Annotated in this window: 10 protein-coding genes; 7 read left to right on the forward strand and 3 right to left on the reverse strand. The window is 56.2% G+C overall.

The window, feature by feature from the left end:
• Positions 1-95: 95 nt before the first annotated feature.
• Positions 96-1454 carry a sugar porter family MFS transporter gene (locus HDF08_RS02325; RefSeq protein ID WP_179636883.1) on the reverse strand — a complete coding sequence of 453 codons (1359 nt, stop codon included), beginning with the start codon at positions 1452-1454 and terminating at the stop codon, positions 96-98.
• 643 nt (positions 1455-2097) lie between these two features.
• Between HDF08_RS02325 and HDF08_RS02330 the strand changes: the two genes are divergently transcribed.
• The 4 genes from HDF08_RS02330 to HDF08_RS02345 all read left to right on the forward strand — a co-directional run bounded on the left by HDF08_RS02330 (position 2098) and on the right by HDF08_RS02345 (position 8306).
• Positions 2098-2301 carry a cold-shock protein gene (locus tag HDF08_RS02330; RefSeq protein WP_020712649.1) on the forward strand — a complete coding sequence of 68 codons (204 nt, stop codon included), beginning with the start codon at positions 2098-2100 and terminating at the stop codon, positions 2299-2301.
• A gap of 225 nt (positions 2302-2526) precedes the next feature.
• Complete coding sequence (locus HDF08_RS02335; protein WP_179636885.1) at positions 2527-3183, forward strand: hypothetical protein; 657 nt, start codon at positions 2527-2529, stop codon at positions 3181-3183.
• 93 nt (positions 3184-3276) lie between these two features.
• Positions 3277-3858: a KdsC family phosphatase gene (locus tag HDF08_RS02340; protein ID WP_179636887.1), complete on the forward strand. Its 582-nt coding sequence runs from the start codon at positions 3277-3279 to the stop codon at positions 3856-3858.
• A 50-nt stretch (positions 3859-3908) separates the two neighbouring features.
• Positions 3909-8306, forward strand: a complete 4398-nt coding sequence (locus tag HDF08_RS02345; protein WP_179636889.1) for a DEAD/DEAH box helicase — start codon at positions 3909-3911, stop codon at positions 8304-8306.
• Between the two features lie 34 nt (positions 8307-8340).
• On the opposite strand, the gene HDF08_RS02350 is transcribed toward HDF08_RS02345, so the two are convergent.
• The gene (locus tag HDF08_RS02350; protein ID WP_179636891.1) at positions 8341-9258 is read right to left on the reverse strand and encodes a Nif3-like dinuclear metal center hexameric protein; all 918 of its coding nucleotides are present in this window, start codon (positions 9256-9258) and stop codon (positions 8341-8343) included.
• Positions 9259-9667: 409 nt separating this feature from the next.
• Here HDF08_RS02350 and ndk point away from each other — a divergent pair, with 409 nt between their 5' ends.
• Together ndk and HDF08_RS02360 are read left to right on the forward strand one after the other, a co-directional pair.
• Positions 9668-10084 (forward strand): nucleoside-diphosphate kinase, encoded by a 417-nt coding sequence (gene ndk, locus HDF08_RS02355; RefSeq protein WP_179636893.1) that lies wholly within the window; start codon positions 9668-9670, stop codon positions 10082-10084.
• A gap of 110 nt (positions 10085-10194) precedes the next feature.
• The gene (locus HDF08_RS02360; RefSeq protein ID WP_257030842.1) at positions 10195-10860 is read left to right on the forward strand and encodes an HAD family hydrolase; all 666 of its coding nucleotides are present in this window, start codon (positions 10195-10197) and stop codon (positions 10858-10860) included.
• 7 nt (positions 10861-10867) lie between these two features.
• On the opposite strand, the gene HDF08_RS22065 is transcribed toward HDF08_RS02360, so the two are convergent.
• The gene (locus HDF08_RS22065) at positions 10868-11278 is read right to left on the reverse strand and encodes a GNAT family N-acetyltransferase (RefSeq protein ID WP_353068240.1); all 411 of its coding nucleotides are present in this window, start codon (positions 11276-11278) and stop codon (positions 10868-10870) included.
• A gap of 331 nt (positions 11279-11609) precedes the next feature.
• On the opposite strand from HDF08_RS22065, the gene HDF08_RS02370 reads away from it, so the two are divergent.
• Positions 11610-12713, forward strand: a complete 1104-nt coding sequence (locus HDF08_RS02370; RefSeq protein WP_257030843.1) for an aldose epimerase family protein — start codon at positions 11610-11612, stop codon at positions 12711-12713.
• Positions 12714-12742 lie beyond the last annotated feature (29 nt).

Genomic DNA, 12742 nt, shown 5'->3' on the forward strand with positions numbered 1-12742 from the left:
CTGAACGCAGTGAAGGATCCCCGTATTTACTGTTGTCGTTGCTGTTGCCTTCTCGTTGTCATCCCCGAAGGGGATCTGCGTTTGCATTCGCAAACTCAAGCCGCAGGCTTCACCTTCTCATGTAGATGCTTTTGCATCGACTCCAGCGTAAACCCCTTCGTCTCCGGATAAACAAACAACACCACCAGGAACTGCACCACCATCATCGCCGCAAAGAAAAAGAACGGAATCGACTTCGAGTACCGCGCCAGAATCGGAAACACACCCGCAATCAAAGCATTCGTAATCCAGTGCGCCGACGAGCCCAGACTCTGTCCCTTCGACCGGACACTCGTAGGAAACACCTCGCTGATATAAACCCAGATCACCGCGCCCTGCGAGAACGCGAAGAAGACAATATAGGCAATCAGCACCACCAGCAGGTACTGCTGATGCGACTGCGTCTGGAAGATCATCGCCGCCGCCAGCAGGCATACCCCGCAGCCCACCGCTCCCACCAGCAGCAGTTTCTTACGTCCCACCTTATCGATCAGCGAGACCCCAGCCAGCGTCGCCACCAGGTTCATCGCGCCAATCGCCACCGCCTGCAGATCGCTCGACACCTGGTTGAACCCAGCACTGGCAAAGATATCGTTCAGGTAGTAAAGAATCGCGTTGATGCCCGTCAGTTGATTGAAGATCCCAATCGAGATCGCCAGAAAGATCGGCAGTCGGTTCTGCGCAGAGAACAGCTTCGTCGCCGACTCCAGCCTCTCCTGCCGAATCGACTCGATAATCTCCTGCACCTCAGCCTCGGAGTCAGGCGATCCCATCCGCGTCAGCGTCAACGTCGCCTCGGCGATCCGGTTCTGCGTAATCAACCAGCGCGAGCTCTGCGGCACGCTCAGCAGCATAATCAGGAACAGCAGCGCAGGAACAAACGCCACTCCAATCTGCACCCTCCACTGAATCGCGCCCAGCGCAAAATGCGCCACAATCGCGTTCGACAGGTACGCCAGCAGAATTCCCACCACCACGTTGATCTGAAACAGCCCCACCATGCGGCCACGCCACTTCGCCGGCGAAAGCTCCGCGATATAAACCGGCCCCAGCACCGACGAGCCGCCAATCCCCAATCCACCCAGAAACCGGAAGAACAGAAAGGTGCTCCAGTTTCCCGCCAGGGCGCACCCCAGCGCAGAGATCACGTACAACACCGCCATCCACCGCAGTGCCTTGCGGCTGCCGATCTTCTGGCCCAGGGCGCCACTGCCCATCGCACCAATCACTGTCCCCCACAACGCAATCGACACCGTAAAGCCAAGATTCGCGGCAGACAGTTGATACTTGTCCGTCAGCGCATGGGTAATTCCAGCGATCACAGCCGTGTCGAAGCCAAACAGCAGTCCGCCAAGCGCACCGGTAACAGCGCTCTTGGCCAAAAGAAGAACGGAACTCGATTTTGAAGTCGTCATAAGGGCAATGCCTATCCTAGCCGCTGAAACCCAAAAACTACTAAGACCGGCAGGCCAAACTTTCCTGCCGAAAAATAATCGAAAAGATCTTCACCAAATTTGGCGTATAAGTTATACCCAATTCGCTATAATTGAAGTAGAGATCAAAACCCGCGGCTGCCGCAGCGAAAGCTGCAGCAGCCTTTCGTCTTTAACCTGTCCACAAGGAACTACGAACGCACCACGAACACACCACAATCAACCACATCGATGCACGCACCAGTTCGCCCGGGGAAAATCTTCGACGCAAAGCGGCGAGAGTCATCCCGGACTTAAACAATAGGCTCCAAAGCTTAGAACGACTCGTAACCTGAACAAAACAAGTATTTTGTGCGTAAGTCTCTTGGATACAATATTTTAGCGACACTATGGCCCGCTAAGCCGTTCTATTCATTGGACTTGCTTACAAAATTACCCCCCAAGGGGAGGGGAGGGGGTCTCAGCGGACACGAAAGTTCAAAAAAACGCCCCTCCGTGGCCATTCAGGTTGAAAATGAAGCCGCGTTTCGAAGAAAACATATAACGATATTGATTGAAATTCGCTCACATCCTGCTACGCTTATAAGCAATGGCGAAATATCGCCTTATGAAAGTAGGACGCATCATGGCAAACGGAACAGTTAAGTGGTTCAACGACGCAAAAGGTTTTGGCTTCATCACCCCGGAAGACGGTGGAGAGGATCTCTTCGCGCATTACTCTGCAATCAACTCCAGTGGCTTCAAGTCTCTCCAGGAAGGTCAACGCGTAACGTTTGACATCACTACTGGCCCCAAGGGCAAGCAGGCTGCAAACATCCAGCCCGCCTAACCCCACTCATATCCGCGGAGAGCTGCAGAGCCAGGCTGAGCAGTTCCGCGCCAACAAGAGGTATACAAGGGCTGCAATGGACGTCCGGCGTCCATTGCAGCCCTTCGCAATCCCCACTCCACATCTGCCACGTCACAGCACCACGCTATACAACTATCGAGTGATTCAGCACCTCATTGGTAACTGCTAAGTTACCTGCACTGCGAACCAGCAGGAGGTCTCCCCATGACTCGAATGCAGCAAATCTCCCTCCTCCTCGCCCTTACCTCCCCCACCGTTATCTTCGCCGCCAGCGTCCCCAAAACGATCCTTCCCGATAACGTAATCACCTGCCAGCCCGATGCAAACTGCTTCGGCAAGAAGCTCTACGGCCGCAACTATAAGGTTATTAATTCCCCGCGCTTCACCGTCATGGTCTCGGTCTCGCGGGAGGGACCCTACACCCGTGCCGATGTCAGCATAGCCAACAACACCGTTCTTCCCCAGAATGTGACCCCGGAGGACTTTCGAGTAGAGGTTGTCACTCCCAAGCCCAAGATCCTCCTCTATGTTTCACCCAGTGACCTGAAGGACCTCCCTGCCGCAGCTCCGGCCCCACAGCCTCCAACATCCCCCACCCCCCAGCTTGGCTCCTCCCTGCTCCCCCGACAAACCACTACCTTAACCGGGGTGGCCCCTGCCGCCGACCAATCCTACGCGGAAGGAAAAACTAAAACGGCAGAGCAATTGGCAAGCGAACAACCTCTCGAAGCAATGTCTCTTTCTCCGAACGAAGTGGCTCGTGGCCGCGTCTACTTCGAACGCGCTAAACACGAGCAACTCGTAAATATTGTCCTACCCATAGCTGGTCTCGTATTCGAATTTCCTTACAACATGAGATAAGCCGGAAGCTGATCTATTCCGCAGCGTCTTAGGGAACGATTGTAGGACACCCGCAGTTTCTGCTCATGGGGGCGATCAGGCTATGATCAAGCCATGACCACTGACGCCCGAGCCAGAAAGATCAAAGTGCTTATCTTCGATGTGGATGGAGTATTAACCGACGGACAGATCTTCGTCATTCCGAACTCAGACGGCCACGGAATCGAGGCAAAAGGCTTTTCCGCACACGATGGTCTTGGAATCTCTCTGGGGCGTCTCGGCGGCCTCCGCATCGGAATCATTACCAAGCGCCAGTCCCAGACGGTAGCCATCCGGGCCAAGGATCTGAAGCTAGAGTTCATCTATCAGGGCCAATCTCACAAGATGAACGCGATCAATGAAATCCTCGAGAAGACCGGCTACACGCTCGACCAGCTTGCCTATGTTGGGGACGATATTGTCGATCTTTCGGTCATGCGTCAGTGCGGCCTTGCAATAGCCACGGCCAATGCCCGCCAGCAGGTAAAATCTGTGGCCCACTACGTTACCGAGAATGCCGGCGGCTTCGGTGGCGGCCGGGATGCCATTGACTTCATCCTCTCGGCCCAGGGTACTCTTGAAAAAGTAATCGAGCAGTATCTCGACGAATCGAGCATTGTGGCTGCCGCTTCCGACGTTGGCACAGGCAACATGTAGATAACAAAGCGGCGAAGAAAGAACGAATAAAACCGCGCTACAATCAGCGAATGTCGCTGGAACTTCCGCAATCACTCTCATGGGCACACCCCGTCACGGCAGAGTGGTTTCTCTCTAAATTCGGCAGTCCTACCGAGCCGCAGACTTACGGTTGGCCTGGTATTCTCGACGGTAATGCAACCCTCATCTCCGCGCCAACCGGCTCAGGAAAGACCCTCGCAGCATTCTTAGTATGCATCGATCAGCTTCTACGGCAATCGATCTCAGGTCGACTGGCGCCCTGCACGCAGGTTCTCTACGTCAGCCCTCTCAAGGCCCTCTCCAACGACGTCCAGAAAAATCTCGCTGCCCCCCTGTCCGAGATCCAGCAGCTGGCTATGCAGCGCGGGTATCTTTGTCCAGAGATCCGCACCGGCGTCCGGACAGGCGACACGCTTCCAAAAGAACGCGCGGCCATGCTCCGCAACCCGCCTCACATTCTCGTTACTACTCCCGAATCCCTCTATATCCTTCTTACCGCCGGCAAGAGCAGGGAACACCTCCGCCGTGTTCAAACCGTCATCGTAGACGAAATCCACGCTGTAGCCGACGACAAACGCGGTGCCCATCTGGCTCTTTCGCTCGAACGTCTCGACGCTCTTGTCACAGGCGAAAACCATCTCAGTCACGGTCAGTTCCTCACCGGTCTCGCTATGGCACCCCAAAGAATCGGCCTCTCGGCGACACAGAATCCAATTGAGTTGGTGGCCAGCTTTCTTACTGGCAGCCATGAAGATCGCAAACCCGCCACCATCGTACAGGTAGGTCGGCGCCGCGAACTCGACATCGCGATTGAAGTTCCAAGTGACGAGCTTAGTTCCGTTACCAACAGCGGCATGTGGGAAGAGATCTTCGAGAAGCTTGCGGCTTATGCTCAAAACCATCGATCAACGCTCGTCTTCGTCAATACCCGGCGCCTTGTTGAGAAGATAGCCTTTGAACTCGCAAGCCGTCTTGGTCCCGAGCATGTAGCGGCACATCACGGCTCGCTCTCCAGGACCCTCCGGCTCGACGCCGAGCAGCGTCTCAAGAATGGCGAAATCAAGATTCTGATAGCCACCGCGTCTCTGGAGCTGGGTATCGATATCGGTGACATCGACCTCGTCTGCCAGATCAGTACGACTCGGTCGGTGGCGGTTGCCATGCAGCGTGTGGGACGTGCAGGCCACTGGCGTGGAGCAACTCCGAAGGGGAGGTTCTTCGCGACCACGCGCGATGATCTCCTCGAGCAAGCCGCCCTGACCAGGAAGATGCGTGCCGGCGAACTGGATCAGTTACAAATTCCGCCACAACCCGCTGACGTGCTTATGCAGCAGATCGTCGCTGCCTGCGGGGCCGAGCCATGGGAAGAAGACGCCCTCTACAACGTACTCCGCCGCGCTTATCCGTATCGCAATCTTACCCGCCCCGCCTTCGACGATCTCCTCACCCTACTCACTGCGGGGATCGAGTCTACCCGCGGCCGCTATGGCGCCTATCTCCTTCGCGACGGAGTCCAGCAGCATCTCCATCCTCGCCGTGGCGCTCGCATGATCGCCATATCAAACGGTGGTGCCATCCCTGACACGGCTCTCTACAGCGTCATTCTCCAACCGGAGGGCGTCCAGATCGCGACTCTGGATGAGCACTTCGCCGTCGACTCCAGCCCGGGCGATGTCATTCTCCTGGGCACCTCAAGCTGGCGTATCCAGCGCGTCGAAGCTTCCGGACGCGTCCTCGTCGAAGATGCCCACGGCGCACCTCCCAGCCTGCCCTTCTGGGAGGGCGAGGCTCCGCAGCGAACCGCCGTTCTCTCGGATGGAGTAAGTGAGCTTCGCGAGCAAATCTCTGCTCTCACTTTTGGCGTAGACCCCGGCTATTTGTCTCCCTTACAGCCAGAGGTCGCCGCAGCCACCGCATGGCTTATGCAGGAGTGCGGCGTCTGCGCCAGCGGAGCCCGGCAACTTATCGCTTACATCGTAGCCGGTCGCGCTGCGCTTGGGGCCGTTCCGTCCAAAACTACTATCATCGCCGAGCGCTTCTTCGATGATGGCGGCGGCATGCAACTCATCCTTCATGCTCCCTTCGGTGGCCGCATCAACAAGGCCTGGGGGCTAGCCCTGCGCAAACGTTTCTGCCGTGGCTTTAACTTCGAGCTTCAGGCTGCAGCTACCGACAATGGCATTAACATCTCCCTTGCCGAGCAGCACAGCTTTCCCCTCGCCGATGTCTTCCAGTTCCTCACCGAATACACGGCTAGAGAGCTTCTAGAGCAAGCCTCCATCGCGTCGCCCATCTTCAAAAACCGCTGGCGATGGGCTGCCGGCCGCAGCCTGCAGCTTCTCCGCTTCTACAAAGGCAAACGAATAGCCCCTCAGATTCAGCGCACTCGTTCCGAAGATCTCATGGCCTCGGTCTTCCCACAGGCTGCCGCCTGCTTCGAGACTATCGTTGGAGATATTCAGATCCCTAACCATCCCCTAGTCAACGAGGTGATGCAAGACGTACTCCAGGAGGCGATGGATCTTGAAGGGCTTATCGAGCTGCTTCGAGGAATCAAGGAAGGCGCTATCCGCTGCCTAGCCGTTGATACTCCAACTCCATCCCAGTTCGCGCATGAACTTCTCAACGCCAATCCGTACGCCTATCTGGACGAAGCTGGTTTAGAGGAGCGCCGCGCACGCGCTACTTCACTTGGGCGAAACCTCCCGGACCAACCCGGCAAGCTGGACCCAGCCGCCATTGCAGACATCCACAAAGAGATTTGGCCGGATCTCCGCAACGAACACGAACTCCACGATCTTTTGCATTCGCTCATAGTCTTACCATTGCACTTGATAGGGACATCTGAAACCAAGGGCTGGCAGGTCTTCTACGATCGGCTTGCAGGTGTAGGCCGCGTCCATGCGATCGACTGCAGGGGAAGTCTGGGCTGGGTCGCTACAGAACGGCTGTCTTATGTCGATGCGTTGTGGCAAACCGCGTCTAATCAAACCGGTTCAGTTACAAAAGAAGAAGCCCTGAAAAAACTAGTTCAGGGATGGTTACAAATATCAGGACCCATCACCGCCAACGCTCTTGCTCACATCGTATCGCTTCAGCCTGCGGAGATCTTTTCAGCTTTTCTTGCGATGGAAATGCAAGGTCTCCTCATACGTGGTGCCTTCGAGCATCCCGCGCTATCAACTGGATCCGATTTAAACCACGATATTGAGTGGTGCGAACGCCGCATTCTTCAGCGCATCCACCGACGCACTGTCGCCACCCTTCGTAAGCAGGTTGAGGCTGTCACCCCCGCCGTCTATATGCGCTGGTTTCTCAACTGGCAACACCTTGCTCCTCAAACTCAGCTCTCCGGCGAAGAGGGCGTCTTCGAAGCTCTTCGGCAACTCGAGGGCTTTGAAGCTCCTGCTGTCGAGTGGGAGCGCACCCTCCTCCCCTCACGCGTTGCCAAATATGATCCTCGCTGGCTCGATGCGCTGTGCCTCTCTGGAGCGGTAGGCTGGGGGCGTATCTCACCTCATCCAGCGTGGTCTGCTGGCGATGGAGCCTTCCCGCGGCGGGTTATTCCCACCTCTGCTGCACCCGTTACCTTCTACATTCGTGAGACGGCAGACTGGCTTCCTTATGCACTGGCTCTACAGTGCGTAGAAGAGGGCAAGCTGGCGGCGGCGCTCAGCCCCGCGGCTCTGCAACTTCGAACGCTGCTTCAGCAGCGTGGCGCCTGCTTCGCCAACGATATTCAGCGCATCGCGAATCTCACCCGGCAGCAAAGCCAGCAAGCTCTGTGGGAACTCGCCACCGCGGGCCTCGCAGCCGCAGATGGCTTCGACCAACTTCGCGCCTGCATGGATCCTCGTCGTAGATCCATCACAACCGAGACCGCAACCAGGCGCACGGCACGCAGTTCGGCTGGGAGATGGTCGCTACTCAACGCGGAGCTTCACGCCGCACCGACGGCGGTCGAGCAGGCTCACCGCACCGAAGCTGCCCTGGAGTCCTTTGCACGCCAACTTCTCAATCGTTACGGCATTCTGTTTCGCGACCTGCTCGTCTGTGAATCGAACGCTCCCAGATGGCGCGATCTTCTCCCTATGCTTCGCCGACTTGAAGCCCGCGGTGAGATCCGCGGCGGCCGATTCCTGTCTGGCTTTGGCGGCGAGCAATACGCGCTCCCCGAGGCCGTCGAATCCCTTCGCGCCTCCCGGACCCGCGAGTCTAGTGCAATTATCTCTGTCGCCGCCGCCGACCCTGCAAATCTGGTTGGTGTCGTAATCCCTGGCGACCGCGTCCCTTCAGTTCCTGGCAAACGGATCTCTTATTGCGATGGCAAGCTATACGCTGAAACGCATGACCAGGAGCTAGTGGATCTGTCCACCGCCGCTCCACCCTACCCCGCATCAGGCCATCTCATACCTCTCACACTCTAGATCTGGGGGCGAGTTCATTCAGGATTTGGATTCGTCACGGAGTCTTTGCGACTGGTCCATGTTCAGGATTCCACAGCGGCTGCCCCGCAAGGATGTGGTCAACGTTCACGCCGGGAAATAGCTCCCGTAGCTCCTTTGCGCACTGCTCCATTCCTGGCTCTTCTGATACCTGATGCCCCAGCAATATTAAACTTTTCGGTCTACCCTGTGCGGCGGCATCCCTGACGTACTCAACCGCCTCCCATTCGCTTGCTTCACCTGCGATTAGAACCTCAACCTCGGGTTGGCGTAGAGCGAGGACCTGCTTCTCGAGTCCTGAGGCTCCAGGAAGAAACGCAACATGGGTGATCGCAAGTTTGGGGTTTCCTTCGACACGTAGAGTTTGAATATGAAGCCTCGTTTGCAGGAATGTCGATAGCTCTGCCAGGGTTGTTTGAGGAATTGTGACAAAGTATTGCCCGCGCGGACCGGACGGATGCGGAAATTTCTCCCATCCTAACGCCTCATACATCCCCGCCAGGATGTGATCGGTTGTGTCGGCGTGGATCTCATCGTGGAGCCGGAAGACCACTAAATGATGCTGTTCGATAAACGCCAGCTTCTCTTTGTAGACCGGATCGTCGGTAAAGAACTTTGTGTCGTCGAGGTGATTATAAAAAGTCGGTTCATGGGTGATTATTAGGTTGTCTCCATGGCGCACAGCCTCACGTAGAACATCCATTGTGTCCAGAAAGGTGGTTGCGATGCCGGTAACAGGGGTATTCGGATCGCCCGCTTTAACCGTATCCACGGTATTTGGAGGAGGAGCGGAAGCGTAACGATGCTGAATGCGAACAATCGCTTCGCCCGCAGGAAGGACCTGCGCGTGTAACGAGACTGAGAGCAGAATCAGACAGCCCGAAAGGATTTGCGCAGGCGTCATCATTGTGCTGTTACGAGCTCGAATGGCCATAGTTTGACAATTCTATCGCCGCGCGATGGACCTTATGTTGCCAAATCTTGCCCAGGCTGGACGCACCTACGATATATATGCATCAATTGTCGATTGATGGTGAAACGGAAGTTTAGTAGGAGCAATAAGAGGCGGCCGCTATCAGGTCTGCCTACGGTAAAAGAGGCCAGCGGTGAAGAAAACAATGGCCACCATAAGAGCGACGCGCGCATGAAGAATGTTATGCAGCCGCAGGCTGAGGAGCGCGTCTGCAAGCCACGCGGCAAAGCCCAAAAACCATATCCAAGCTGTCTTTTGGAACATTCGCATGCATCCATGCTCCAGGAGAAGTTGCAGTCAAGGTCGAACAGGTGCGATTTGCTGGCCTTGTTCTACACTAAGTAGTAGAGACTCACCTAGGAGAAATACGTTGTCACAACGCACATTCAGCATCATCAAGCCGGACGCCGTTCGTAAGGGCTACTCCGCAGCTATCCTTGCCGAGATTGAAAAGGCGGGGTTTAAGATCGTTTCGATCAAACGGCTTTCGATCTCGAAGGCACAGGCCGAGGGCTTTTACCACGTCCACGCAGCGCGGCCATTCTTCGGCGAACTGACGGAGTTCATGTCCAGCGGCCCCATCTTCCCGATGGTGCTCGAGAAGGATAACGCCATTACCGATCTCCGCAAGCTGATGGGCGCGACCAACCCGGCCCAGGCGGAGGAAGGAACGATCCGCAAGAAGTTTGCCGCCTCGATTGGAGAGAACGCTATCCATGGTTCGGATGCCGAAGATACCGCGGCGTTTGAGATTGGGTACTTTTTTGCCGGTTATGAGCTGAAGTAGCTTGGTTATTGTGGACAGTTTGGCGGCGGGCGCAATCAGAGCTTTCTGGTCGTGCCTGTCGCCTCTGATCTTTAAGGGCAGTTAGAAGAGCAGCCGTCACGTTTGTTGCCATGGTGAAGATTAGACGGGAGAAGGACGGATTGATGGGAGTTGCGGAGCCGCAGTTGAAGTTGCCGAAGGGGCCTTTCAAAGCTTACTTGTTCGATTGTGATGGGACGATCGTTGACTCGATGCCGCTGCACTACGTGGCGTGGAAGAGGGTTCTGGCGGAGTGGAACTGCGAGTTTGAAGAGCAGACATTCTATGCGTGGGGTGGGATGCCGGTAGCTGAGATCATCTCCACGTTGAATGTGCGAGACGGTTTGAGGATGCCGGTGGAGGAGATTGCGAGGCGCAAGGAAGCGCTGTACTTCAAGATTCTCCCAGAGCTAAAGGCTGTCCCAGAGGTGCTGGAGCATATCGAGTTGAGTCACGGACATATCCCGTTTGCCGTGGTGTCGGGGAGCACGCGGGACTCGGTGACGGCCTCGCTGGATATACTGGGGCTGCTGGATAGATTTGAAACGCTGGTCTGCGCGGGGGATTATGAACGAAGCAAACCTGACCCGGAGCCGTTTCTCATTGCGGCGAAGCGGTTGGGGGTGAGGCCGGAAGACTGCCTGGTCTTTGAGGACACGAAGATGGGGATTCAGGCGGCTACTGCGGCGGGAATGGCATCGGTGAAGATCCTGCAGCCGTGGGAGATGGTTCTTGTTGCTGACCATGGTGCGGTCTAGGTCTTACTCAAAGTGCTTTGCGGAAGTGAATGCATCGATCGACTATCTCGAAGCCGAGTGCTTCATGAGCTTTCTGTGAGCTTACGTGGTCGATCCAAGTATCCGAGGCGACCTCCTTGCACCCATGATGACGTGCCCAATCTTCAGTAGCGCACATCATAGCTTTGCCGATGCCCTGACCTCGGAAGCGCTCATGAACAAACCAGCCCTCGACAAAGCCAACGGGTTGTGAGGTGTCGCAGCCGTCGGCGTGGGGCCGCAGACCTGCCTGAAGAAAGCCGGTGAGCGCTCCATGCTCATCAAGCGAAACAAAAAATGTCGAGGGCAGAGCTCCGCAAAGCAAAGACCGGGTCGCAGAAGGACGCCGACTTCCTTGCGGTGTTCTTCTTTCGATGTCTCTGGCCACAATTGCGAACACATCCTTGCTATTGCGTCTTGATCTGAAAGCTGAGCTCGCCGAATGCTGAAACCGGACATATTGACCCTTTCGAGAGAGGTTGAGATTGCGGCGTCTCTACTCGCGGGACTCATGCTGTCCAGGGAAGCGAGCGGAAGGACGAAGAGAATTCTATTTTGCCCGGTCGCGACCGCGCTCCCGCGATCAACTTCGAAGCTCCATCTTACCGCTGTTTCGCGCGTGAGCAGGGCTTCACGTATAGTGGCGAAGGCAGTTGATGCAAAGAATATTCTGCGGCAAACCGACCAATATTTTGGATGCCAGGCAGGAAAAGTGATGAGGGAGAATGACGATGAGATGGCTAAAGATTATGCTGCTTAGCATGACAACTGCGATGGCGGCACACGGCTCGGTAACGAAGACTCCCTTTGGGACGGCCCCGGATGGTACGGCGGTGGATCTTTACACGCTGAAGAGCGAAGGGATCGAAGCAACCGTTATGACCTTCGGGGCTCGCGTGGTTTCGATCAAGACGCCGGATCGCGACGGGAAGATGGCCGATGTGGTGCTGGGCTACAGCGCGTTGGATGGTTACGTTGCGGATAAGTCGACTTACTTTGGCGCTATCGTGGGGCGGTATGGGAATCGCATTGCGTTGGGGAAGTTTTCACTGGATGGCCATCAGTATCAGATCCCAACGAACAATGGCGCCAACTCGCTGCATGGTGGCACGGTTGGTTTCGATCGCCTGGTGTGGAAGGGGCGAGCCATCGCGGATGGCGTGGAGATGACGCTGGTGAGCAAGGACGGCGATCAGGGGTATCCAGGAACGTTGACGGTACACGTGCGGTACACGGTTCATCACGGTGCATTGCGCATCGACTATAGCTCTTCGACTGACAAAGACACGGTATTGAATCTCACCAATCACTCGTACTTCAATCTTTCGGGGGATCCGAAGAAGACGATTCTTGACGAGCAGATGATGATTCCGGCAGACCAGTACACGCCGGTGGATGTGGGTCTGATTCCTACGGGGGTGCTCGCTTCGGTAGAGGGCACGCCCTTTGATTTCCGTAAGTCTACGGTGATTGGCGCGCGGATCAACGAGGACAACGAACAGTTGAAGATCGGCGGCGGCTATGATCACAACTGGGTGCTGCGGGGCAAGAATGGGGAAGTGAAGACAGCGGCTCGAGTGTACGATCCTGCGAGCGGACGCGTGTTGACCGTGACGACCACTGAGCCGGGAGTTCAGTTTTACACCGGCAATTCGCTGAAAGGTGAGGCGTATGGCAGCGCACAGCAGAGCAATGCGAAGAACACGGCGCTCTGTCTCGAGACGCAGCACTTTCCTGATTCGCCGAACCATCCTTCCTTTCCGACCACGGAGTTGAAGCCGGGCGAGGTGCTTCACAGCACGACGACCTTTACTTTTTCTACGAAAGCGAAATAACGATTCGCCCCAACGCGGCGTGTGCTCTT

It is taken from the genome of Tunturiibacter empetritectus (genome assembly GCF_013410875.1).
Lineage (GTDB): Bacteria > Acidobacteriota > Terriglobia > Terriglobales > Acidobacteriaceae > Edaphobacter > Edaphobacter empetritectus.

What these genes read in the sequence shown, in the direction of transcription:
- HDF08_RS02325 (WP_179636883.1), bottom strand. Translation starts at nt 1,454, where the DNA reads ATGACGACTTCAAAATCGAGTTCCGTTCTTCTTTTGGCCAAGAGCGCT.
- HDF08_RS02345 (WP_179636889.1), top strand. Translation starts at nt 3,909, where the DNA reads ATGTCGCTGGAACTTCCGCAATCACTCTCATGGGCACACCCCGTCACG.
- HDF08_RS02330 (WP_020712649.1), top strand. Translation starts at nt 2,098, where the DNA reads ATGGCAAACGGAACAGTTAAGTGGTTCAACGACGCAAAAGGTTTTGGC.
- HDF08_RS02335 (WP_179636885.1), top strand. Translation starts at nt 2,527, where the DNA reads ATGACTCGAATGCAGCAAATCTCCCTCCTCCTCGCCCTTACCTCCCCC.
- HDF08_RS02360 (WP_257030842.1), top strand. Translation starts at nt 10,195, where the DNA reads ATGGTGAAGATTAGACGGGAGAAGGACGGATTGATGGGAGTTGCGGAG.
- HDF08_RS02350 (WP_179636891.1), bottom strand. Translation starts at nt 9,258, where the DNA reads ATGGCCATTCGAGCTCGTAACAGCACAATGATGACGCCTGCGCAAATC.
- HDF08_RS02370 (WP_257030843.1), top strand. Translation starts at nt 11,610, where the DNA reads ATGAGATGGCTAAAGATTATGCTGCTTAGCATGACAACTGCGATGGCG.
- HDF08_RS02340 (WP_179636887.1), top strand. Translation starts at nt 3,277, where the DNA reads ATGACCACTGACGCCCGAGCCAGAAAGATCAAAGTGCTTATCTTCGAT.